At 63.3% G+C, this 20642-nt stretch carries 27 protein-coding genes and 2 pseudogenes; 13 read left to right on the top strand and 16 right to left on the bottom strand.

What is annotated here, in order from left to right; all coding sequences use genetic code 11:
* Positions 1-349 precede the first annotated feature (349 nt).
* Together MMSR116_RS17985 and MMSR116_RS17980 are read left to right on the top strand one after the other, a co-directional pair.
* Positions 350-625, top strand: a complete 276-nt coding sequence (locus MMSR116_RS17985) for a hypothetical protein (protein ID WP_158168956.1) — start codon at positions 350-352, stop codon at positions 623-625.
* Between the two features lie 205 nt (positions 626-830).
* A complete protein-coding gene (locus MMSR116_RS17980) occupies positions 831-1751 on the top strand; it encodes a LysR family transcriptional regulator (RefSeq protein ID WP_158168954.1) in 921 nt (306 codons plus the stop codon).
* On the opposite strand, the gene MMSR116_RS17975 is transcribed toward MMSR116_RS17980, so the two are convergent.
* The 4 genes and pseudogenes from MMSR116_RS17975 to MMSR116_RS17960 form a co-directional block, all read right to left on the bottom strand.
* The gene (locus MMSR116_RS17975) at positions 1725-2756 is read right to left on the bottom strand and encodes an efflux RND transporter periplasmic adaptor subunit (protein WP_202882052.1); all 1032 of its coding nucleotides are present in this window, start codon (positions 2754-2756) and stop codon (positions 1725-1727) included. The genes MMSR116_RS17980 and MMSR116_RS17975 overlap by 27 nt on opposite strands.
* A 20-nt stretch (positions 2757-2776) precedes the next feature.
* On the bottom strand, positions 2777-2983 hold the full coding sequence (locus MMSR116_RS17970; RefSeq protein WP_158168952.1) for a DUF1656 domain-containing protein: 207 nt from the start codon (positions 2981-2983) through the stop codon (positions 2777-2779).
* On the bottom strand, positions 2980-4908 hold the full coding sequence (locus MMSR116_RS17965; RefSeq protein ID WP_158168950.1) for an FUSC family protein: 1929 nt from the start codon (positions 4906-4908) through the stop codon (positions 2980-2982). The genes MMSR116_RS17970 and MMSR116_RS17965 overlap by 4 nt, the downstream gene beginning before the upstream one ends.
* Before the next feature lie 301 nt (positions 4909-5209).
* Positions 5210-5436 (bottom strand): annotated as a pseudogene (locus MMSR116_RS17960) (DDE-type integrase/transposase/recombinase); the annotation flags it as partial.
* Between the two features lie 477 nt (positions 5437-5913).
* Here MMSR116_RS17960 and MMSR116_RS17955 point away from each other — a divergent pair.
* From MMSR116_RS17955 to MMSR116_RS17940, 4 genes are all read left to right on the top strand, one after another.
* Complete coding sequence (locus MMSR116_RS17955; RefSeq protein ID WP_158168948.1) at positions 5914-6606, top strand: ParA family protein; 693 nt, start codon at positions 5914-5916, stop codon at positions 6604-6606.
* Positions 6606-6992, top strand: a complete 387-nt coding sequence (locus MMSR116_RS17950) for a hypothetical protein (protein ID WP_158168946.1) — start codon at positions 6606-6608, stop codon at positions 6990-6992. Before MMSR116_RS17955 ends, MMSR116_RS17950 begins: the two co-directional genes overlap by 1 nt.
* Before the next feature lie 30 nt (positions 6993-7022).
* The gene (locus MMSR116_RS17945; protein ID WP_158168944.1) at positions 7023-7496 is read left to right on the top strand and encodes a hypothetical protein; all 474 of its coding nucleotides are present in this window, start codon (positions 7023-7025) and stop codon (positions 7494-7496) included.
* A 133-nt stretch (positions 7497-7629) separates the two neighbouring features.
* Complete coding sequence (locus tag MMSR116_RS17940; RefSeq protein ID WP_158168941.1) at positions 7630-8511, top strand: replication initiation protein; 882 nt, start codon at positions 7630-7632, stop codon at positions 8509-8511.
* A gap of 189 nt (positions 8512-8700) precedes the next feature.
* On the opposite strand, the gene MMSR116_RS32550 is transcribed toward MMSR116_RS17940, so the two are convergent.
* From MMSR116_RS32550 to MMSR116_RS17905, 7 genes are all read right to left on the bottom strand, one after another.
* Positions 8701-8889 carry a hypothetical protein gene (locus MMSR116_RS32550; protein WP_158168939.1) on the bottom strand — a complete coding sequence of 63 codons (189 nt, stop codon included), beginning with the start codon at positions 8887-8889 and terminating at the stop codon, positions 8701-8703.
* Positions 8890-8892: 3 nt separating this feature from the next.
* Entirely contained in the window at positions 8893-9300 is a 408-nt protein-coding gene (locus MMSR116_RS17930; RefSeq protein WP_432419874.1) for an IS630 family transposase, read from the bottom strand.
* Positions 9301-9564: 264 nt separating this feature from the next.
* Positions 9565-10323, bottom strand: coding sequence for a hypothetical protein (locus MMSR116_RS17925; protein WP_158168937.1), 759 nt, complete (start codon positions 10321-10323; stop codon positions 9565-9567).
* 414 nt (positions 10324-10737) lie between these two features.
* Complete coding sequence (locus MMSR116_RS17920) at positions 10738-11001, bottom strand: hypothetical protein (RefSeq protein WP_010687633.1); 264 nt, start codon at positions 10999-11001, stop codon at positions 10738-10740.
* Positions 11002-11126: 125 nt separating this feature from the next.
* On the bottom strand, positions 11127-12812 hold the full coding sequence (locus tag MMSR116_RS17915) for a porin (protein ID WP_158168935.1): 1686 nt from the start codon (positions 12810-12812) through the stop codon (positions 11127-11129).
* Between the two features lie 567 nt (positions 12813-13379).
* A complete protein-coding gene (locus MMSR116_RS17910; protein ID WP_010687635.1) occupies positions 13380-13667 on the bottom strand; it encodes a ribbon-helix-helix domain-containing protein in 288 nt (95 codons plus the stop codon).
* Positions 13668-13672: 5 nt separating this feature from the next.
* The gene (locus tag MMSR116_RS17905) at positions 13673-14308 is read right to left on the bottom strand and encodes a ParA family protein (protein WP_010687636.1); all 636 of its coding nucleotides are present in this window, start codon (positions 14306-14308) and stop codon (positions 13673-13675) included.
* 354 nt (positions 14309-14662) lie between these two features.
* Between MMSR116_RS17905 and MMSR116_RS17900 the strand changes: the two genes are divergently transcribed.
* Both MMSR116_RS17900 and MMSR116_RS17895 read left to right on the top strand, forming a co-directional pair.
* A complete protein-coding gene (locus MMSR116_RS17900; protein ID WP_010687637.1) occupies positions 14663-14902 on the top strand; it encodes a hypothetical protein in 240 nt (79 codons plus the stop codon).
* Positions 14903-14961: 59 nt separating this feature from the next.
* A complete protein-coding gene (locus tag MMSR116_RS17895; protein WP_244625484.1) occupies positions 14962-16023 on the top strand; it encodes a site-specific integrase in 1062 nt (353 codons plus the stop codon).
* Here MMSR116_RS17895 and MMSR116_RS32545 read toward each other — a convergent pair.
* From MMSR116_RS32545 to MMSR116_RS17885, 3 genes are all read right to left on the bottom strand, one after another.
* Positions 15964-16215 carry a PsiF family protein gene (locus tag MMSR116_RS32545; RefSeq protein WP_432419913.1) on the bottom strand — a complete coding sequence of 84 codons (252 nt, stop codon included), beginning with the start codon at positions 16213-16215 and terminating at the stop codon, positions 15964-15966. The two genes, MMSR116_RS17895 and MMSR116_RS32545, sit on opposite strands and share 60 nt — an antisense overlap.
* A 5-nt stretch (positions 16216-16220) precedes the next feature.
* The gene (locus MMSR116_RS17890) at positions 16221-16391 is read right to left on the bottom strand and encodes a hypothetical protein (RefSeq protein ID WP_010687639.1); all 171 of its coding nucleotides are present in this window, start codon (positions 16389-16391) and stop codon (positions 16221-16223) included.
* Positions 16392-17007: 616 nt separating this feature from the next.
* Positions 17008-17526, bottom strand: coding sequence for a MucR family transcriptional regulator (locus tag MMSR116_RS17885; protein ID WP_010687640.1), 519 nt, complete (start codon positions 17524-17526; stop codon positions 17008-17010).
* Between the two features lie 307 nt (positions 17527-17833).
* On the opposite strand from MMSR116_RS17885, the gene MMSR116_RS17880 reads away from it, so the two are divergent.
* A complete protein-coding gene (locus MMSR116_RS17880; protein WP_244625483.1) occupies positions 17834-18349 on the top strand; it encodes a hypothetical protein in 516 nt (171 codons plus the stop codon).
* Positions 18350-18727, top strand: a complete 378-nt coding sequence (locus tag MMSR116_RS32410; RefSeq protein WP_106428361.1) for an HGGxSTG domain-containing protein — start codon at positions 18350-18352, stop codon at positions 18725-18727. It begins immediately after the preceding gene.
* Here the strand turns inward: MMSR116_RS32410 and MMSR116_RS17875 are convergent.
* A complete protein-coding gene (locus MMSR116_RS17875; protein WP_158168933.1) occupies positions 18711-18914 on the bottom strand; it encodes a hypothetical protein in 204 nt (67 codons plus the stop codon). The genes MMSR116_RS32410 and MMSR116_RS17875 overlap by 17 nt on opposite strands.
* 199 nt (positions 18915-19113) lie before the next feature.
* On the opposite strand from MMSR116_RS17875, the gene MMSR116_RS17870 reads away from it, so the two are divergent.
* The 3 genes and pseudogenes from MMSR116_RS17870 to MMSR116_RS31955 all read left to right on the top strand — a co-directional run bounded on the left by MMSR116_RS17870 (position 19114) and on the right by MMSR116_RS31955 (position 20230).
* Positions 19114-19392, top strand: a complete 279-nt coding sequence (locus MMSR116_RS17870; protein ID WP_010687644.1) for a hypothetical protein — start codon at positions 19114-19116, stop codon at positions 19390-19392.
* Positions 19393-19479: 87 nt separating this feature from the next.
* Entirely contained in the window at positions 19480-19722 is a 243-nt protein-coding gene (locus MMSR116_RS17865) for a hypothetical protein (RefSeq protein ID WP_010687645.1), read from the top strand.
* 197 nt (positions 19723-19919) lie between these two features.
* Positions 19920-20230: pseudogene (locus MMSR116_RS31955) on the top strand (GCG_CRPN prefix-to-repeats domain-containing protein).
* A gap of 2 nt (positions 20231-20232) precedes the next feature.
* On the opposite strand, the gene MMSR116_RS17855 reads toward MMSR116_RS31955, so the two are convergent.
* Positions 20233-20634 (bottom strand): hypothetical protein, encoded by a 402-nt coding sequence (locus MMSR116_RS17855; protein WP_158168931.1) that lies wholly within the window; start codon positions 20632-20634, stop codon positions 20233-20235.
* Positions 20635-20642: the final 8 nt, after the last annotated feature.

Genomic DNA, 20642 nt, shown 5'->3' with positions numbered 1-20642 from the left:
CATCGTGCTTTTTTGGCTATTCCGTAGCAGTAGTAGATGCTTGACCTCACCGTCCAATGCGTAAACGAAACGATCTTGATACCGGTTTTGAATGAAGCCTGACTGCGGAGGCGAATGAGTAAATGCGACCCGGATACAAAATCAGATGTTTTCCTTAAGATGCAGCTTGCGGTCCGGCAAAGCTCGTCATCGCGACTCGGACATAGCAGCTGAGAGGCGCGTGATATCATCTGTTCTACCCGCGATGTCATCCAGAAAAGGTATCAAAATCGATGGAATTACGTATTGGACGGCATTGTAGCGACTATCCAGATCTTGTTGCGTGAGTTGACGCGACCAGGAGTACATCGTGACTAAGATCATCGTCACTGCCATCGTTGCAGTCACGCTCCACACCGCAGCCTATGCCCAGGCTGTGATCGAGACGCCGACATCGACGACAGTCATCGTGCCTCCCGGGAGCCCTGGGGTGATCAGTCGGCACACGGGATCGACCGGGGACGAACAGGCTTTCACCTATTCGCCAACGGGTCGAGCCGCCGATGCTATCTCGGCTGACTCTGCTGCTGCCGGCAACGAGGGTCAGCCCTCACGCGTCGGCTCCACCGGCAGCGGTGGTAAGTAAGCTCCGCACGTGACAGTTGTGCCGCGCTCTCACTCATCTTCTGATGATGAGGGCGTGGTCGTCCGCTTGGGCGGGTCGTTCCTGGGTCTGATAAGCCGCAGTTGGATCGCTACCCTAGGCGTTCTGTTTGGTGTCGCGTAGCGTCTGTTCGAGCTATGGAACACCCTATTGGCCGTCCGGCCGGAGTTGTGCCCTGCCCTCAGAGATGACCGTCACATTTAACCAGTTCCGGTACTTCTGCACGTTGGCGGAGACCCTTCATTTTGGCCAAGCGGCCGAACGCCTGGGCATCTCGCAACCGCCGCTCAGCCGTCAGATCGCGCTGCTCGAAGAGAACCTCGGCGCCGAACTGTTCATCCGCGGCCGCAAGGGCGTGTCGCTCACCGCTGCGGGTCGGCAGTTGCTGGATGACTCAAGGGACGTGTTGCGGCTTGCCGATCAGGCGACACGCAACGTGGTCGCCACCAGCCGCGGACAAAAGGGTGGATTGAGCGTCGGCTTCACGATGTGCGCGGCCTACAGTGTCGTCCCGCAATTGACGATGCAGTACATGCAGCGCTTTCCTGAGGTGACCTTGTCCGTTCGTGAGATGCTACCGAACGTCCTCGAGACGGAGCTTAAGGAAGGCAAGATCGATTTCGCGATTACCTTCCCTGATATCGAGGCGAAAGGAAGCAGGCAGTATACCTTGTCCCGCGAGCCGATGAACCTCGTAGTCCCGCAAGATCATCGGCTTAGCCAATCGACGCGTGTCAGCATAGCTGATTTGCGGGACGAGAACTTTATCTGTGTCCCCCGCGAGCAGGCACCCCATCTCCACGACGGCATCGTTCGACGCTGCCAAGCCGATGGGTTCGCGCCGAAGGTGGCGCTAGAGGTATACCTGCAGCAGACCATCATCAATTTCGTCGCCGCAGGCTTGGGAGTTGCGTTCGTCCCAGAGTCGATGCGCCTCGCCCACATCCAGGGCGCGGCCTTCAAAAATGTGCGGAATGCCCCGATGGTTGAGCAGGTGTTGGCTTGGCGAGCAGCGAACAGGAACCCGTGCATGCCCGGGTTCCTGGAGGTCGCCAAGGATGTGTCTGGCACCAGTCGGGGATCAACGGGTGCCGGGCGAACGGAATAGCGTCTGCACGCGTTCACGTGCCATATCTGCCCAGCTGGCGAGCACTCCGCGAACGGTCGCGAGCGGCTTCGCACCATCCTCGACCTGAACGGTCGAGGTCAGTCCGACCACGAGATCGATGTTCGACGGCACTTCGTCGATGGCGATCCGCACTGGGACCCGTTGGGCGAGGCGGATCCAGCTGTAGACCGGATTGACAGACGCGAGGCCGGCAGCGCCTGCCTGTGCGTTGGCGACCTCGATACCGCGGGCAACGCTCTCGACATGACCCTTGAGCAAGCCCTCCCTGCCCATGAGTGCAGCTGTAGCATGGTCGCCGACATGGATGCGGCCGAGCTGCGTCTCCTCGAAGTAAGCGTCGATCCAGAAACTGTCAGAGTTGACGATGGAGAGGACGCGCTTTCCAGCGCTCGCATAATCTCCAGCCTGTACCGTGAGGTTCGTGATGTAGCCGTTGACGGGCGAGACAAGGCGTGTCCGCCTCCGGTTGACCTTGGCACGCATGAGGTTCGCCTGGGCTTGATCGACGGCCGCTTCCGCCATCAGCGCACCCGACGAAAAGCGCTGCTGCTCCTCGGTCGAGACGTAGCCACCGGTGGCCAGTTGCTCACGCCGTTTCATCTGGGCCCTTTTCGCTTCAAGGTCCGCCTTCGCGCCAGCGACGGCCGCCTCAGCCCCCTTGACCGCGACTTCGTAGTCGGTTGGGTCGATCTCCATCAAGAAATCGCCTTTGTGCACGAACCGGTCGGCGTGGACCGGTAGGTTCACGATCTCCCCCGAGACCTCGGGGGTTTGCGTGATGACGTAAGCGCGCACGGTCGCGTCCCGGGTCCAAGGCGCGAGCATATAGCTCTCCCAAAGTCCGAAGCCGAGCAGACCCGCGATGAACGCCGTGCCCAGGGTCATCAGGATTGGTTCGATCCTGAAAGGGCGCGCGTTGCGAATGGGACGCAGGCGCTCTTCGCTGTTCTCCGCTGGAGCGAAGGCGTCGCCTTCCCGCACCATAACTGAGGATCGCGACACGACTACAAACTCCCTTTGACGATGACGATGAGCGACAGCACGACGACGTAAAGTGCCACGTGGAAGAGCGCCGGGTGCCAAACGCGCGGCATCGACCCGAAGCGTTCGACAAGGCGGAGACCCACGAACAGCACTAGGGCTGCCGCGATCATCAGAGGCACGATGGGGGCGACGTAGATGCCGAGGAGATCAAGGTCGGCGAACCTCATGCCAAGGCTCCCGCGATTAGCTCCGCGGATGCCCGGCGTTGGAGCATTGATCCCGATAGCCGCTCATTTGGATCCGTCGCCCCGGCGAACTGACCTAGCCAGTAGCGCGCGCTGGCACTGTGACCGGCACCGATTTCGGCGAGACCTCGGTCGAGATGCTCGAAGCGTCCGGGACGGTCGCCCAACTGCCGCAGGTCGATGATGGCACCGCCGACCGACATCGCCATGAGCAGTGACGAGCGCTGCTCCAACGAGGCACTCACGGGTAGCGCCTCCAGGCGGCACGAGATCAGGCTGATCCAATCTGCCCGTGACATCCAGCGCCGCCGCACCGCCAAACGACGCATGTCGCGGAGCGAGAGCGCGACCAAGCGGTGAGCGCGCGTCGTCGTCGATAGAGAAGGGACGAGCAGCATCGCGAGCACGCCGAAGACAGCCCCGGCGACAACGGCAAGACCGGAATTCAAGAATTGGATGGGGTCGTAGACCGGTGGGTTGGTCGGAGAGAGTATGGCCAAGAAGTTGATGAGCAGCGCGGCGGTCAGGCCCTTGCGCCAGCGCGTCGCGCTCAGTCCGCCCAAGGGAACGAGTAGGCATGAAAGTGCCAGGGAGAATGCCGGGAAGCCGTCGAGGCCAGGCAGGAGAGCGAAGTTGACCAGCAAGGCCAGGACGAACGCGGCCGCAGTGCCGAGGCAGTAGTCGAACGCGGTCGAAACCGCGCGGTGTCTCAAGGGTGAGAACACTGTAACCGACACGATGGTGAAGGTGACGCAGGCCTGGCCACCCGACCAGTTGGTCGCGACCCAGAAGACCTCTGCGGCGAGGACCGCAAGGACGGCACGGAAACCATCAACCAACGCCGGCAGGACATCGGGCACGAGGAAGCGACCACCCACTCGCGTCGCTGGTTCCCCGCGGTCTCCCACGATAACTGTCAAGCCATTGGCGGCCTTGGCGAGCCCAGTCAGGGCGGCAACAGTCCGATCCGCGACGGCCAACTCGGCTGGGCTTGAAGCGGGGTGTCCTTCCACGTCGCGAGCTTCGTCGGCAAACCTGGCGCGTAGGCCGGCCGGATCATCGAGCCAGGGTTGCCATGTGGAGCAAGCGACGAGGATGTCTGTCGGGTTCCGGCTCGGGCTGGTTCCCAGATTGCTGATATCCTCCGCGGCGGCCAAGGCCGAAAACAGTCCCTCGATGCCAGCATGCAAAACATCGAACCGCCGACGCAGGTCCGGCTCCTCGCCGAATGCCTCGTCGAGCCGGCTGTCCAACGCGACCACGCGCTTGACGAGGGCGGCCGCCGCGTCCGAGTCCATAGCTTGGGTTTGCAACCGGAGATCCAGATGGATGGAGACAGCGGATGCAATGTCGGCGAAGGCTGTGGCAAGGCGCTCCCGCGCACCGCCGGTATCTGTGACGACTAGGATGGCGGCCGCGCTGGCCACGCCGATGCTGATCTCAAGCGCTCGCGTCATTGCGAGGATGAACGCGTGGTTCGGATCGTCGAAGATGCCAGTGAAGATGACAACTGCTGTAAAGCCGGCGAGCGCCGCGCCGTAGCTTCCGAAATTCCTTAGCAGGCTGGCAACGAACCCGCACAGACCGCACCAGAGAGCCACGCTCACAAAAAGCGCGAAACAGTTCTGGGGGAACATCGCTGTTATCGCGACGATACTAACCGCACCAACGAAAGTACCCGCGATCCGGACGCGTCCCTTTTGCAACGATGTTCCAAGGCTAGGCAGGCAGGCAACAGCGGCGGTGATGCCCGACCAGAACCCATTGTCGAGCGCTAAGTTGTAGGAAACAGCCAAAGCGGCCAGAACAGATGCAGCAACCCGAAAACCGTGCAGGAGGAATGGCCACGCGGAAGCGATGCTAAACCTGAAAGAAGCGCGAGAATTATGGATAGTCATGGCATTCATCACGCGACGTCCAGCATCGCTTGAATCTATGTCTGGGAAAGACAGGTCGGCAACTTAGTGCTATTCGACGGCCCGGGCGCTGGTGGCGTTTCCATCCACGCTGGGGTCTCAGTCAGCGGTCTGCGGCAAACGAAGCAGACACCCAAAAGACTTAGGCGTATTGCCCTATACCGTCAAATACCATTTGATCATAATTTTGATACCGGAATCGTATCGACAGATTGTGGGCTGGCGTTGATACCCGGGGCGTGTTGCCAACCAGACCTAGAGCCGCGGAAGGGCGTCTACTATCCGGCTTCCATGCTTTGTTCGTGGTGGAAAGCCTGAGGCAGCAGACGAGCAGCCGGTTCTGCTCGCGCACGGTCCACACCTCCGCAAACCCGAAGCCTTTGCGCAGCCACATCATCGCCTCGAAGCCGCAGATCGTGCGCCGGACCGTATGGAACGAGCGAAACCCACCGACCCACAGCATCGCCCGCTTCACTCGGAAGTGTCACTTTCGATCCCCTGGTGCAGGTGCTTGGTCACGCTTGGCAGAGACATTCGTCTCGAGGTCGGCCTAGCCGTACATGTTCACTGTTCACAGACAGTGAATGATACGCGCACGGACGAGGGGTCGATCAACCAGTGCCGTGGTGGCTTCGATGCCCTTGAGGCCAGGTCCGGCACGCCCAACCAATTCACGATGCTCGATACCGCTCCGAAATGGTCCGCATTCGAGTTTCAAGCGGGGCTGTATCGCGTCCAGCCATGTAGCTGGTGTCACCCTGCCGGAACGGAGCCTCAACTTCTCCACGCGCCCCAGGGCTTCACTTTGCTCAGTTCAATGCTAACAGGTTGTGAACAGGGATCAGACCGCTAACTGACTGTGAACAGCGAACACTATGATGCCAGTGAGTGGACTGTGAACAGTTTGTTGACAGTTTGTTGGCAGTAGCGGACCATGGTTGCAGGCACCGACTCCAAGCCTGCCCGCCTTCCAACCTCCTGCCCAACGGGGCTCTCATGCCAACGATCATCTGCGCCAGTCCCAAAGGGGGCGTCGGCAAATCGACTACCACCGTCATTCTCGCCTCGGAGCTGGCGAGCAGGGGAGCAGGCGTCACCGTGATCGACGCTGACCCGAACATGCCACTGTCCCGCTGGGCTGCCCGCCCAAACAGACCCGAGCGCCTGAAAGTCGTGGCAGACGCAAGGGAGGACACGATCATCGACGCCATTGAGGCGGCCGAGCGCCAGGCGCAGTTCGTGATCGTGGACCTCGAAGGGACCGCCAACATGTTGGTGGCCTATGCCATGAGCCGCGCCGATCTTGTCATCATACCGAGCCAGGGCAGCCAGCTCGACGCGGCCGAGGCCGTGAAAGCCATCAAGCTCGTGAAGCGCCAGGAAAAGGCGTTCAATCGCGAGATCCCATGCGCCGTCCTGTTCACCCGGACGAGCGCCGCCATCGAAACCCGCGATCTCAAAGATATCCAGGCGCAGCTGACGGAAGCGGGCGTTCCCACCTTCAAGACGCAGATGGTCGAACGTGCTGCCTTCCGCGCCGTGTTCTCCTATGGCGGCACGCTCGCAACGCTCGATCCGAGCCAGGTCAGCAACATCCCCGCCGCCAAGCGGAACGCCACAGCGCTCGCGCATGAGGTGGTGCAGCTGCTCAAGGCGAACGGCAAATCCCTGACTCGTGAGGTGGCGTGATGAACGACCGCGCCAAGCTGTTCGAGGATGACGACCTGGACCTGTCCGACTTCAAGCCGAAGGAGGGATCACGCCCGGCCGGTCCGGACCCGGAGCAGGTGAGGGCGGTTTCCGAGGCCGCGCAGTTTTCCAGCCGAGAGCCGAAGGCCGTCAGGCCGAAGCCGGCCGCGGCTGCGGCACCCGCAGCGAAGGCCGAACCTGCCGCGCCGAAGCGCGAGCCGCGCCGGCACCGCACCGGCCGCACCATCCAGTTCAATTGCCGGACGACGCCAGCCTGCGCCGATGGCATGTACGCCATTGCCGACAGCCAAGGCTGGCTCGTTGGTGAGACCCTCGAACGCGCTTACGCCGCGTTGAAACGCGAGCTGGAAGGGCAGGAGGTTTAACCCCCTGACCATCACCGGAACAGATCCCCGATGTCCCCTGACGAAATCATAGGCTTTGTGAAAGCGCGGAAGGTCAACGAACTGCTGGAGCTGCACGGGGCGGTTATCGAAGAATTGCGCGAACGTAAAATTGTCCGAAGCGCGAACGGACCCATTGGCGACTATGCTGAATTTCTTTTTGCGAAAGCTTTCGGCTGGACGTTGGTGAACAATTCTAAAAAGGATACGATGCGGTCGATGAGAACGACCGGACCTATCAGATCAAAAGCCGCCGCATCACACCTCATAACAAATCACGCCAACTCAGTTCGCTCCGAAAGTTGCCCGAAAAGCATTTCGATTTTCTCGCCGGTATTTTGTTCAATGTGGATTATTCCGTATATCGCGCAATCATCGTTCCTCACAAGCTTATCGAGCCTCGATCGCGTTTCCACACGCATACGAACGGCTGGATATTCAGATTGGAAGATGATGTTTGGAGCCTACCGACCGCGAAAGACGTGACACCTCACTTGAAGGCTGCGGCTGCGGCACTTGCAGACTTGGCCACAAGCCAGCCGCTAGGCTAAAAATGAAAATCCAGCAGGGAAAATTTTCATTTTTACAGCCTCATAGTTTGCGATAGGCTGGACGAATCATGCAGAAGGATACCGCCCAGCTCTACGTTCTCGACCTCAAGCCCCGCAGTCACAGCGAGGCGTCGAAGCCGGCTGAGCTGATCCAGATCAGCGGCCATCACGAGCTGACGCTGAACGCCCGCCGCGCCATCACCGTTCTCTGGCACAACGCCCACATGCAGGGCATCGCGGACGGCCGGGACTACACCGTCGAGATCGACATGCTGAAGCCCGACGGCCACAAGGGCTACGAGCGGGTGGAGGAGGCCGTGACGGCCCTCATGCGCGCCATCCTCACGGTTCGCATGCCGAACGGCAAGACGCGCCGCGTCCAGTTCCTCGGCGGCAACGACATGGACGATCCCGACCGGCCGGCCGGCGTCCTAACCTACAGCTTCGACAAGCGCCTGGTCGAAATCCTCAAAACCTCGACCATCTGGGGCAAGATCAAGCTGCCCGTACTGATGGCCTTCTCCTCGAAATACGCCGTCAGCCTCTACGAGAACGTCGCGCAGCTGACCGGCCTGGGCCTGAAGCAGAGCCAGCAATATGCCCTCGATGAATTTCGGGACCTGCTTGGTGTGATGCCCGGCAAATACAAAACCTTCGGCGAGCTGAACAAGCACGTCCTCAAGCCAGCCGTCGATGAGATCAACGCCCTGGCTGCCTTCAACATCTCGGTGCTGCCGGTGAAGCAGGGCAAGCGCGTCGCCTCCGTCATGGTCGGATGGATGCCGAAGGGCGCCGAGGCCCTGCAGGAAGCCTTTGCCGAAGCCGAGCGCCCGCGTCTCGGCCGCCGTGCCCGCATCACCGGCACTGTTGAAGCGGTGCTGCCGGTGACGCCTTCCCTCCCACGCCTGGTACGTCAGGCCCGCAAGGCCCGTGCCCCCAAAACCTCATAGTTGGGGCGGCCGGACCCCTGCAAAACCAAGCGTTTAAGCGGCTTCCCCCATTCCCTCATAGTTGCGGCCGAAGCCTGCGAAGGGCACACTCAGCCTTCCCCCAAAACCTCATAGTTGGGCACCAGGCAGTGTGGAGAAGGTGGGGACGGCTCCCCCAAAACCTCATAGTTGCGCCCCCGATTCCTCATTTCAAGCCCCCGAATCCTCATAGAATCGGGCCCTTTCCCCCCTCTGCGTGGCCGCGTTGGTGAGGAAGAGCGAGATGACGAGCTTGTCGAAGGAGGTCAGGAACGCGAACAGGGCGGCCGAGGCGACGCCGGGTGCGGCGAGCGGCACACGCTCGGCTTGGCCCGGCCGGAGGGGAAAGGCTGCAGCCATACCCTACACCGCCTGGATCTGCGGCTTCTCGTCGACGCACAGCACCAGCGCGCGATCGGGTGGGGTAAGGTAGAGGCCGACTACGTCGCGCAACTTCTCCACGAACGCGGGATCCGCGGAGAGCTTGAAGGTGTCGGCTCGGTGCGGCCGCAGACCGGAGGCGCGCCAGATGCGTGACACCGCACTCTGGCTCATGCCGGTGCGGCGCGCCATCGAGCGGGTACCCCAGTGCGTGGCGTTGGCCGGTGCCTCTTCCAGGGTAAGAGTGACCAGGCGCTTGATAGCCTCGTCATTGATGCTGCAGGGCGCTCCGGAGCGCGGCGCGTCGACCAGCCCCTCCAGTCGATGCGCGGCGAAGCGGGACTGCCAGAGCGCCACCGTCTGGCGGCTGATTCTCACCGCCGTCGCCACCCCAGGATGGTCGCGCCAGGTTCCGCACCGGCCAGGATGATACGCAGACGCGAAACCAGCGCCTGCCCGGTCCCGTGTCGGCGCAGCAGACGTTGTATCTCACCCTGCTCGTGCCGGCTGAGATCGAGAGATACGGCCTTTGGGCCACGCGACATGGCACACCTCCATCAGGATGCACCCAACGATCCACCCACACAACTAAACTGTCAAATTTATTTCAACTCAGACAACTAGAGAGCGCTTTGGTTCGAATAAATGACATGTTTATTCGGAGGTCTTGATCGAACCAGTCGCTGATACATGAATCCAAGATGATTTGTGTTCATTGTCGATTCTTTCTTGTAAAATAGAGTCATAATTATTCGATTCAAAGCCGCGATCAGCATTGCCAATGCGGTTGCGTGTGCTTTCTGAGTCATTAGCCAACGACTGACTTCTCATGTTAGATATTACCGTTCTAGCATGGGCTACTGCTCTTTCGCGCTCGTCAGGGGTAGCCCGGTCTTCGTACACTTCGGCGTCGAGGAGAGTGTTCAGCCGAGCGAGCTCGCGCTCGATCGGCAAAAGAATATGGCGGCATTCAGCAGCTATATGATGCGACTCAGGAAGCCCAATTCCCTTCCACTGACATTGCCACGGCCCACTACCAAATCGGTACTGAACCTCGTTCATTGCCCACGCCGGAAAGCCTCTAAGAACCTCAGAGTATAGCTTCATTTTCAGATAAGCCTCTTCCTCTGAAATGCCAAATTGAGTGGGACGACCAAAGATGACTGCAATTGCATCTTCAAGAGCCTCCTCGTTTGCGGGTGTGAGACTCAGTCTTAGCTGAGCTCGACGCGTTTCAAGCATTGCCCGGTGTTTGTCGGAAAGTGCCCGCGATGCAGGAGACTTACGGCGTCGAAAGTCTGTAGGATGAGTCTCCAAAGAATTGATATGCAGAGAGATAAGGTTGTCAATCTCCTTCGTGCTCGATGGTGGAGCTGATATCTGCATCTTGCGATCGGAAATGGCTTTTTGCATAACGTTCTGGACGCGGCCGGGGCGGCGGAAGAAGCGGGGCGAGTCTCAGTCCACAGATCGTTGGGAAGAAGGGGCGAGCCATCCCAGCCAACGCCCGACCACACGATCCGTGCCCGTTGTGTTAGGCGCTCTAAGCCCGCCCGGTTCGCCGCGGCGGGCTTTTGCTGGCTTCCGGGTTGGCGCTGCGCCTCAGATCCCGAAGCCGAGTGCCGCGAGCGACACGGACACGATCATCGACCCGACGAAGAGCGAGCCGAACGCGATCTCGCGCTCCCAATGAGCGTCAGAGGGTTCTGGAGTGTTCTGCATGAGGGCCACCTCCTATTGATAGGATAGCTGGCACCGTGGCCATTCCGGTCAATGGCGGCTGGAAAGCTCTCATGCGTATGCGGATCATGAGGCCAACCGCCCTCATCACTGCACCGGGAAGCCCATGATGACGGCGGTCTTCACCACCGTGCGGCGCAGGCCGAGCGTGGTGTCCTTGTCCGCCAGCAGCTTCTTGGCCTGCGGGTGCATCTCGATCGCCTTGGCCACGTCGATGGTGTGGCCGGACTTGAAGGCGAACGGCTTGGCGGCCTCGTCCTTCAGGTAGGCGGCCGTCGCAGCCTCGATCTCGTCGTCCGTCACCTCGGACTTCCGGCGCAAGTCGCCGACGCTGGGGATCTCTTTGGCCATGCCGGACAGCTAGCGCGGCTCAGCTCAACAAAAAGCCCGGCCTTTCGGCCGGGCAGTGAGGGTCCCTTTGCACGGGGACATCAAGACCAGGAAGCTTTGGAGAACAACCGGCCTCGATCTGGGGATTAGAAGTCGCGCTGAACGCGGACGCGGATCTGGGACACGCCGTCCGAGGTCGTGGTCCGGACCAAGCCGCCAGCGTTGATCGCCGCGACGCGGGAGTAGGCGGTCGGATCCTTGTCGACGTCGATGACGCGGCCGTTCTTCACGCCGATCTGCGTGTAGAAGCCTTCCACGCCGATATCGAGATCCTTGACCGGCGACCAGATGATGTTCGCACCGGCGACGAACTGGTAGGTGTCGCGGAGCGCCTGGCTGAGGGCGTAGAACCGCGTGCCGGGCGTGCCGACACCGTTCGAGCCGAACGAGTTGGCCGGGTTGACGACGTTGAACAGCACACCCTGCTCGAACCGCGAGTTCTTCGCGAAGTTCTGCTCGCCGTAGGAACCGAAGAACGCCGAGCGCCACTCTGGCGACCAGTAGTGCAGGTACGCCGCCGACACGGTGACGTTGTCGTTCTTCTCGATCTGACCCGTGAACGGGTTGATCTGCGCGTCGTTGAAGTACTGCGTGAACTTCTGGCCCTGGATGGTCGCGGCCGTCTGGGCGTAGGTGCCCGAGTACGAGGAGTAGCCGGAGTAGATCTGAGCACCGTTCGCGTAGGCGGCCTGGACGTACAGCGCGTCGCCTGGAGCGATGAACGGCGCGTTGACCTTGATGCCGCCCTGCACGGCGAAGCCGTAGGCCGAGTTGGCGTGCGGGATGCTCAGGTTCGAGCCGTTCGCCGCGGTCGCCGCCGTGCCGAGGCCACCGCCGGGCACGAAGCCGAGGCCGTTCTGAATGTTACCGATGTTCAACTCGTGCATGGCCGCCGAGATCTGGGCCGAGCCCCAGGCCTGATCGAGGCGGAGCACGCCGACGACGTCGGGGATCCGGCTCTTCTCGATGCCGTCGACGAAGTTGAAGCGCGACGGCGCACCGGCCGCGTTGAAGCCCGTGATCACCGGGATCGGCGAGTTGGTGATGCCGAAGTTCGTGATCGCCGCGTTCACCGTGACGTTGTTGGCGTTGACGGTCGGCGAGAAGACGCCGGTGCGGCGGAAGACTGGGTCTTCGGCCGAGAGCGTCGCGGACAGGCCGTTGCCGAGCGTGGCGGTGTAGGCGAGCAGGTTCGTGGAGAACACGTCCGAGCCGGCCGTGGCGCCGGTGAACTCGAAGTCGTGGGCGTAGAAGTCGAAGAACGAGGACGCGCGACCGGCGGTCAGGCCCGCGAACTGGATGAACGCCTTATCGACGTTCATGTACTGCTGGGCGCGGCCGAACTGATCGACGCCGAGGGCCGCGTAGGCCTGGCCGATGCGCTGCTGCGTGCCGGAGGTGCCGCCGCCGTAAGGGCCACCCGAGCGGTAGCCGGCGTCGAGACGCACGAAGGCGCGCAGCGTGCCATAGGCGGTTTGGGTGCGGGCATCGAGGTTGATGCGCATGCGGGTGCCGTAGCCAGCCGAGTCACCGCCTTGGTTGAACTGGCGGGTGTAGGCGGTCTGGTAGCCGCCCTCGAACCGGGCCCGACCCGAGAGACGCAGGCAGGTGTCGGTGCCGGGAATGTAGAAGAAGCCGGCGCCGTAGGCGGAGCAGACGCGGACGTACTCGATCGGAACCGCCTTCTTGACCGGCAGGTCGGCGGCGTGGGCACCTCCAACTGCGGCGAACGCGGCAGCCGAGCCCAATAGGGAGCTCTTCAAGAACCTCATCGATAACCCCAATTCTTCGAGACCCATAGCGCGGCATTGTCCGGTGGCCGGATTTCGCCGTCAGAATTGTTTCTGTCCGCATCTAGGCGGCGGACTTGATTGCCGACTTTTACTGCGCCGACTTGAGGCTATTGAACCCAGCGCTTGACAATAAGCAATCGCGCAAGACCCAGTCGTTGCACGTTGGCGAAGAGCGTTGCTGGAAAGCTACGATTTCAGACAATATGTTTCTGAGATTTTCTCAGTCGCTAGGCGGCTAACCACTCCGAACCATCCTCACGAAAACGTGAGTGCTCATATCAAAAGCGTTTCAGGGTATGAATTGCTACAATACTAGGCAGCGTGACGGGTTCCGCCATCGAACGGAAAGCCGCAATGCTTCAAGTGTGGCGTCTTGGACTCTCTTCAGCCTCGGCCGGGCGGCCATACCACCACGGCTCGCCCGGCCTTGCGCACCCCGACCGCGTCCGCGGCTGGCAGGAAGACGTCTTGCTATCAAGCTGTCTCGCCGTCAACGCATCGAGGCGTCTTGTGGTCGCGACATCGAGCCGCCAAGCCGTAGAGGCGTCACGACCCCTTGAAGCCGTGACGTCGCAGGACGTCGCGGATCGCATCCTCGGCCAAAGCCTGGGCGGTCGTGTCCTGGTCGAGGGCGATCTGGCGCAGGGCCTTCCGCTCGGCCGGCGTCATGCGGACGATAATCTGCACCCGCGTGTCGGACCCCTTCGCCTTGGCCGGCGCGGTCTGCAACTCCGGAGCGGCATGGGTCTCCGCCGGCTTCTCGGGCTCGGGAGCCGAGGTCTTTCTGGCGAGGCGGTCCGCAAGGCTCGTAAGCGGCTGACGTTCAGCGGACATATCCCCTACTCCTTCATCATGGACTGAACCTCGGACCAGAGCGCCAGCATCTCCTCGGCGGCGCGGCCGTGCGGTTCGAACTCGTTGACCGTCTGCCCGCCGATGATGGCGTGGGACATGGCGACCCGCTGCGAGACCACGGCGGCCGCCACGGTGGCACCCATCCGGGTCAGGGTCTCGCGCGCCTCCGACACGATGGCGGGCTCCGACGACCCGGTGCGGGGCGGCGCGTGGTTGATGACGGCCAGCGGCTTCTTGCCAACGCGCTGCGCCAGGTCGAGGGTGGTCGCCACCGCCGCGAGGTCGAACGGCCCTGGCCGGGTCGGCACCAGCACCAGGTCGGCCACGCGCATCGCGTCGGCGATCGAACCTTCGGCGTGGGGCGGCGTGTCGACGATGCTGTAGGCCACGCCCTCGTCCTTGGCCGCCGGCAGGATCTTGGGCAGCTCGCGCGCCTCGCACTCGATGAGGGCCGGCGTCTCGCCCTGGCGCAGGTCCCACCACCATTTCAGCGACCGCTGCGGATCGGTGTCGAACAGCAGTACCGGCTTGCTCGGACCGGCGGCGATGACGCTGAGGTGCGTGGCGAGAGTGGTCTTGCCGACCCCGCCCTTCCGAGCCGCTATCGTGATCGTCTGCATGCGAAGCGTCCTGCCGTCTCGCTGTCGAGCATGGGAAGCGTCAGGTTAACACGCCGTCAAGCTTGCGGGCGCGCTCGCCGTCGAGAGGTCGAGCCCGCGATCCGTCGAGCCGTCGGCGCGTCGAGCCGCCAACCTTGCACGACGGCCTGACCGCTCGCCATCCACCGATCGACACGTCGAGCCGTCTTGCTATCAAGCCGTCGCAGCGGTAGCTTCCGATAATCGTCCTTCTCGGAAGTTTTGGCGATGGCCAGTTGCAACTGTCGTGATGAAGTGAAGCCATGGCTATGTGCGCGTCGTTGGAGCGGACGTTAGGGTCCGCCGCATCTCCTACGGCTAAGGTGGGCTGCCTCCATGACTGACGACAGCGACAGGCTTCCGTTTCTCCCATCCGAGTGGCGACGGTCAGCCGAGGCGATCGCACACGCGCTGAAGCTCGCGCCCCCAGCCCAGGCCACCGAGGCCGAATGGGTTGTCATCCTGCGCAACGTCAAAGAGGCGGCTCGACTGCGCGGGATCACCGAGCCGCCCGTGGGTTGGCAGGAAGCTTTGGCACGCAAGGTCGGTCGAGTGCAGGGGAGCGGATCGCCGTGACCGATGAGCAGATGGGCCGGAACAAGCCCGACGCCTTCACCGGATCGGGGAGCTAGATAGTGTCGGACACTCTCCCAGCCGAAATCGTCCTGCCGTTGGGCGCCCTACCGGCTGAGACCCTGGCGCTCGTCCAGGCCTACCAGCGCGCCTCGAAGGCCGACGCCACCGTGCGGGCCTACCGCGCGGACGTGCGCGTGTTCGAGGCGTGGTGCGCCCGGTACGGGTTCCGCTCGATGCCGGCGGCGCCGGAGACCGTGGCGGCCTTCATCGTCCACGAAGCGGAGGAGGGCAGGGCGACCTCAACGCTCGGCCGGCGGCTGGCCGCGATCCGGTATGGGCACAAGCTCGCCAAGGCGCCGGACCCGACAGACGACGAGGGCGTGCACGCCGCGATCAAAGGCGCCCGGCGCAAGCTGCGGGATCGCCGCATCAATCAGAAGACAGCCGCCACCGCCGACATCCTGGCGGCGCTGCTGATGCGGACGCCCGACACCCTGACAGGCAAGCGCGACCGGGCTCTGCTGGCGCTGGGATTTGCGGGCGCGTTCCGTCGGTCCGAATTGGTAGCGCTCGACGTGGAGGACCTGCGCGAGGACCCCGAGGGCCTGCGCGTCATGGTCCGTCGGTCGAAAGTCGACCAAGAGGGCCGGGGGCTTGAGAAGGCGATCCCGCACGGGCGCTTCATCCGGCCCGTCGCCCTGCTGCGCGAGTGGCTGGACGCGGCCGGCATCACATCGGGCCCGGTGTTCAAGCCGATTTCGCGGTCAGGCAACGTTCGGTGGCTCGATGCCAGCGGCAAGCCCGCGCAGCTCTCGGACCGATCCGTCGCCAACATCTTGCAGGCCTACTGCACGGCCGCCGGCCTCGACGCCTCGACCTTCGGGCGCACTCGCTCCGGGCCGGCTACATCACCACGGCGGCCGAACGCGGGGCGGATCTCGCGCGGATCATGGACCAGTCCGGCCACCGGGATCCGAGGACCGTGGTCGGCTACATCCGGCGGGCGAACGCCTTCAAGGGGCATTCAGGGAGTGGGTTTTTGTGAGGAGCCGAAGCCACGCTCAATCCTCCGGTGTGACGCATGTCCCCATGAAGGCTTTCCGCTCCGGCCCGTCCTTTAGCTTCTGAGCGTCCGCTCGCTGTCGGCAGCGATCGAGCACTGCCGGATCGACGGCTGACGCCGCTTCCTCGCCAGCTGCTGTCGTACCCGAGACAGGCTTTCGAGGCGGCTCCGACGTGCTCTGCGCGCGTCCTGCAACAGGAAGGAAGGCGAGGGTGGCTAAGGCGGCGAGGAGCGCGATTGAGCGACGCACGATGATCAAGCCAAGCCGTCCTCAGCCGCCTCGTCAGGATCCTCAGGCTTGATCTCGGCGTCTTTGACCAAATCCTTCCTCTCGCTGCCGGTCGTCGGGTCCGGCACGTTAACGTTCGGGATTGGCACCGTCGGAGGCACCACGCTTACGCCTGGCGCTTTGTCCTTCTCAGCCATGACGATACCTCCTCGTAATGCTGATCCGCGCGGACCAAGCGACCCACAGTCTTTCCTGAGAGTCGCAGATCCTGCGCGATTGGCAATCAAGGTCGCGATGCAAGCATGCCGACCGCCGCGGCATTCGTGCTGGTGACCAACCCTTACTTCGCGGCGCCACCTTGAGGTACGGGCCGTTCAGGCTGGGCGGCATTCCCTCCTGCTGACGAGTTGTTCGTCACAGTGTCCGCGGGTTGCCCCGTCGGGGTGCCCGTCACGGTAGCCGGAGCACCCGTTGACCCCGGCTGCGGTGCAACCACCCCAGGTGAACCCGGGGCTGTCGCAGATGGCGGCGCCGCCGTTGGCGCCTGTGCGAAGGCTGCGCCTGAGAAAAGCAGCAAGAATGGAAGGGCTGTGACGAGAGTGCGATGGCGCATCGTAGCCTCAGAGTCGATGAACGCCGATAACGCGCGCGTGAGCAGAAACATTGCCCTTCGCAGCCGCAAGAGGGGCGAAGACGCGCCGGCCGCACGCGAACGGGGAGGACACGGCAGCCGGCGTGCTCGCAAGCAGGAGCACCAAGGCGCTCAACCGCCGCGAGGTAAGGGAAGAGTCGATGACCGGAGAAAGATCCGGGTTACGCCTCAGCACCGTCCTTGGCTTTCCGCGGCCGCCCAGCACGCTTCGGCTTCTCCGAGATAATCTCAGCGGGCGCCGCAGCCTTCGGAGCGACCTTCTTGCGAAGCTGGCCGAGCCCATTCCTGTGAGCCATCTCCGAACGCAGGGCCGAGTAGCTGGCCGCTGTGGAGGGGTAGTCCCGCGGCAGGCCGAAGCGCGCACGGTACTCCTCCATCGTCAGGCCGTTGCCGGCGAGGTGCCGCTTCAGCGTCTTGTACGGCTTGCCGTCGATGAAGCTGACGAGAGCATCCGGCCTGATCGATTTCCGGATCTGAGCGGGTGTGAGCTTCTCGGCCGCAGGAGCCGCCGAAGCCACACCGTTGCCAAGTCCCGCCAGAGCAGCGTGCGTGCTGGCGATCAGCTCCGCCATGTCTGCCGGCCGAACCGAGTTCTTGGACACGTACGCCGAGACGACGTCGGCCGTGATTTGTACATAATCGACGGCAACAGCCTCGACCATCTCAACGTTCTCGCCCACGTTCTATTCTCCAGCGCGTGTTAACACGTCCCTGCGCCCTTTATCGTGCACTGGCAAGATGTCTCCGCATCAATAAACGTAAAAACTCGCTGCTGATTTGCGGCCGCTGTAGGCTTTACCTTCCGAAGTGCTATATCATGCGACAGACCGGACGATGTTTTGACAGGCGGCAGCAGGCATGGCGCAGAGACAACGATCCGGCGATACCCTTCTCGGGGTGTCCCGCGTGAGGGCAGAGGAGCGGGGTGGTCCCTCGGGCTATTCGGATCGGCGCGAAGCAGAGGTGCGGGCTCCCGTTGAGGCTCCGGTGCGAGCCGTTGGCGGCGAACTGGTCCCGGCCGAGGACTTCGCCGTCAACACCCTCCCGGCGATCCTCGACACGCTCGTGAACCCTGATGCCGTGGCGGCCGATGCCAGCCGCGACCGGCTCGACCTGTTGAAGGAGGCCGGCGCACTGGAAGTGGCGTTGGACACCGCGGACTCGATGCAGGCGGCCGATAGCCTCGAACGCATGCTGGCCCATCAACTCGCGGCTACCCACGTCCTGGCGATGAAGGCCGCGGCCGTCGCGGGCAAGCAGCTGGATCTCGCGGGCAAGACCTATGGCTCGGCCGGGCAGGCGGCCTGTGTCGAGGGCGCGCGCTTGATCGGTGCGGCCATGCGGGCCAGCAGCGCCTACCAAGCCGGGCTGCTGACGCTGCAGAAGGTCCGGAGCGGTGGGAGACAGGTTGTCATCGTGCAGCACAACCGTGTCGAGGCCGGGGGACAGGCTGTAATCGGCGGCCACACGGGGGTGTCCCGGCGAAAGCGGGCGGGTGTCTAAATGGGGGCTTTATTCAAAAGCGAGGACGAACCCCAAGCACCCCGCTTCGTGCCTGACTGGCGGGAGTCATTAATTCGGGCGCAGGCGGCGGCTCGATGCGGGGCAAAAACCCGATCCGGGTGCCCGTGCAAGGGCCCGGCGATGCCGAACGGGCGGTGCCGGATGCATGGTGGCGGCAGCCGCGGCCCCATGACGGCGGAAGGGCTGGCGCGATCCAAGGCATCGAACCTGACGCATGGCCGGCACTCGGCCGGCTACATCGCGGAGCGGCGCGCGGTGGCAGCGCAGACACGGGAGATGCGAGCGGCCACGAGGCGTGCGAAGGCCGATCTGCAGGGGCTCTGGAAGCTGGCGCGGCTGGTCAGGCTGTACGGGTAGGCGTGATCTCGTCCTGATCGACAAGCCGGAGGCCGACATACTGCGGCCAGTGCGTCAGGTTGGCCCGGCAGACACGACAGCGGGCGTCGTCACGGTTCTCGATCATGCCGTACGCAGTGGCTTCGTGAAGCGCCCCGCACTGCGGGCAATTGATGCGGGCGCCGGGTTTGAGGTCGTGATCGGCCATGCAGAAGACATGGTGCTCTCATGGGCCTCGTCGATGGCGGGGCGTGAGCCGACACTTTGCGCACTCAGGCGCGCGCGCGAAGCGGTCATGGCCCCGATGGTCGCCGCTGCGGGTTGGTCACACAGGTTCATGGCGTTGGACATGAGCACCGGTCTTCTCTCAGATGGGTAGAGTGACCGGCCGAACCGCGAGCACGGCGATGACAGAGCCTAAGCCTACCTTCACCGCTCAACAGGCCGCCTTGGCCAACACCGCGTTGCGCGCCGCTCTGGATCTGCCGCCCGAGACGTTTCCGGTGGCTCAGTTCGTGGCGATGATTTCCGACGAGATAGAGCAGATGCGCGCCGCTGGGCACAGCGACGGCGCTATCGCTCGGATCGTTCGAGAGAGTACCGGTGGGACCATAACGGCCGTGGACATTGAGCATCACTATGCGCCGCCCGAGGCTCGTGGCTGGGCTGGCGGACGGTCGGAGTGAACGTATGTGAGTGGCTGCACGCCGTGGTTTGAGCGGAACAGCCGGCGGGCAGAACCCTTTGACGGTCCACGCTCGGAGGAACCCACCATGAAGCAGCTCATCACGGGAAGCTTGATCGCAGTAGGCTTGTTCGCGATCCCAACAGCGCCCTCGTTTGCACAGAGCATCGACATCGGCCCCGGTGGAGTGCGGGTGGATCCGCGTACCCCGCGGGAACGCGATCGAGACGAGATCCGCCGTGAAGAGCGCCGCGAGGAGTTCCGTGAAGAACGTCGCGATGCGATCCGGCGTGAGAACCGTCGACGCCTTGACGATGACGATGACGATTGATCCCCGTTGAGGGGGCTTCAGCTTGTCGCTTAGTACGTTGGAGCCCCGCCGTGTTCATGTGGCCGGCGGGAGTGCAGCGCGAACGCTCGAGCCCCTCTGGTTGATGAACGCGCGGACCAGAACCGGTTCAGCGGGCTCGGTGCACTCTCCTGTCATCCGGCCCGGCAAGCCCGGTCCGACGTTCAAGAGGTTTGATCATGGTGCGCACCAAGTTGCTCGGTCTGGCCGCTGTGTTCGCGGCCGGGCTCGCCACCACTCGGCGGCGAACGCAGCACCATTCGGGTACGGCCGGCCCGACGCTGTGGCTCTGATCGAGCGTGTGGCCGGTGGCTGCGGCCCAGGCTTCCATCCAAACCCGTGGGGACGCTGCCGTCCTAATGACCGTGGCTGGGGCTATGGTGGGCCCCGCGGCTACTACGGCGACCGGCCCGGTTACGGGTACGGCCGAGGCTACGATCGTGGCTACGGCGGCTATGACGGCCCGCGGCGGTTCTACGGCGGGTACTGATATCAGCGTTCGGCCGGGAGGCCTGAGAGCGTGTGCCCTCCGATCCCGTGCCAAGCCATCTCCAGCACGATCGCCCGCCAGCCCGCGTGCGTCGGGTCCATCTCGGCGATCTCGACCCCCAGCGCGGCGAGGTCCTCGTCCGGATTGGCGGCATGCAGGGCGTGACCGATCCGGCGCAGCTCGGCCCGGCAGGCAGTGCCGATCGGATCCGTGGCGAGGCCGGCAACGTCGAGAGCGTCGGTTGAGGCCGGCGCTAGGGTGTCGGTCCAGGGGCGGCCCTTCTGCCAGTCAGGGTTGGCAACAGCGCTTCTCTGGCGCTCGCCTGTCACGACGATGCGCAGCAGGGCATCGGCAGCGTCCTCAAGGTCGGAGCACCCAACACTTTTCCCACTTTTCCCACTCACGCGCGCGC

Origin of the sequence: Methylobacterium mesophilicum SR1.6/6 (assembly GCF_000364445.2) — a bacterium.
Classification (GTDB): Bacteria; Pseudomonadota; Alphaproteobacteria; order Rhizobiales; family Beijerinckiaceae; genus Methylobacterium; species Methylobacterium mesophilicum_A.
This window is presented reverse-complemented; position numbering and strand designations above follow the sequence as displayed.

What these genes read in the sequence shown, in the direction of transcription:
- MMSR116_RS17950 (WP_158168946.1), top strand. Translation starts at nt 6,606, where the DNA reads ATGAACGACCGCGCCAAGCTGTTCGAGGATGACGACCTGGACCTGTCC.
- MMSR116_RS17925 (WP_158168937.1), bottom strand. Translation starts at nt 10,323, where the DNA reads ATGCAAAAAGCCATTTCCGATCGCAAGATGCAGATATCAGCTCCACCA.
- MMSR116_RS32550 (WP_158168939.1), bottom strand. Translation starts at nt 8,889, where the DNA reads ATGGCTGCAGCCTTTCCCCTCCGGCCGGGCCAAGCCGAGCGTGTGCCG.
- MMSR116_RS17975 (WP_202882052.1), bottom strand. Translation starts at nt 2,756, where the DNA reads ATGGTGCGGGAAGGCGACGCCTTCGCTCCAGCGGAGAACAGCGAAGAG.
- MMSR116_RS17900 (WP_010687637.1), top strand. Translation starts at nt 14,663, where the DNA reads ATGACTGACGACAGCGACAGGCTTCCGTTTCTCCCATCCGAGTGGCGA.
- MMSR116_RS17865 (WP_010687645.1), top strand. Translation starts at nt 19,480, where the DNA reads ATGAAGCAGCTCATCACGGGAAGCTTGATCGCAGTAGGCTTGTTCGCG.
- MMSR116_RS17890 (WP_010687639.1), bottom strand. Translation starts at nt 16,391, where the DNA reads ATGGCTGAGAAGGACAAAGCGCCAGGCGTAAGCGTGGTGCCTCCGACG.
- MMSR116_RS17920 (WP_010687633.1), bottom strand. Translation starts at nt 11,001, where the DNA reads ATGGCCAAAGAGATCCCCAGCGTCGGCGACTTGCGCCGGAAGTCCGAG.
- MMSR116_RS17980 (WP_158168954.1), top strand. Translation starts at nt 831, where the DNA reads ATGACCGTCACATTTAACCAGTTCCGGTACTTCTGCACGTTGGCGGAG.
- MMSR116_RS17870 (WP_010687644.1), top strand. Translation starts at nt 19,114, where the DNA reads ATGACAGAGCCTAAGCCTACCTTCACCGCTCAACAGGCCGCCTTGGCC.
- MMSR116_RS17910 (WP_010687635.1), bottom strand. Translation starts at nt 13,667, where the DNA reads ATGTCCGCTGAACGTCAGCCGCTTACGAGCCTTGCGGACCGCCTCGCC.
- MMSR116_RS17940 (WP_158168941.1), top strand. Translation starts at nt 7,630, where the DNA reads ATGCAGAAGGATACCGCCCAGCTCTACGTTCTCGACCTCAAGCCCCGC.
- MMSR116_RS17965 (WP_158168950.1), bottom strand. Translation starts at nt 4,908, where the DNA reads ATGAATGCCATGACTATCCATAATTCTCGCGCTTCTTTCAGGTTTAGC.
- MMSR116_RS32410 (WP_106428361.1), top strand. Translation starts at nt 18,350, where the DNA reads ATGGGGGCTTTATTCAAAAGCGAGGACGAACCCCAAGCACCCCGCTTC.
- MMSR116_RS17915 (WP_158168935.1), bottom strand. Translation starts at nt 12,812, where the DNA reads ATGAGGTTCTTGAAGAGCTCCCTATTGGGCTCGGCTGCCGCGTTCGCC.
- MMSR116_RS17955 (WP_158168948.1), top strand. Translation starts at nt 5,914, where the DNA reads ATGCCAACGATCATCTGCGCCAGTCCCAAAGGGGGCGTCGGCAAATCG.
- MMSR116_RS17945 (WP_158168944.1), top strand. Translation starts at nt 7,023, where the DNA reads ATGTCCCCTGACGAAATCATAGGCTTTGTGAAAGCGCGGAAGGTCAAC.
- MMSR116_RS17875 (WP_158168933.1), bottom strand. Translation starts at nt 18,914, where the DNA reads ATGGCCGATCACGACCTCAAACCCGGCGCCCGCATCAATTGCCCGCAG.
- MMSR116_RS17905 (WP_010687636.1), bottom strand. Translation starts at nt 14,308, where the DNA reads ATGCAGACGATCACGATAGCGGCTCGGAAGGGCGGGGTCGGCAAGACC.
- MMSR116_RS17970 (WP_158168952.1), bottom strand. Translation starts at nt 2,983, where the DNA reads ATGAGGTTCGCCGACCTTGATCTCCTCGGCATCTACGTCGCCCCCATC.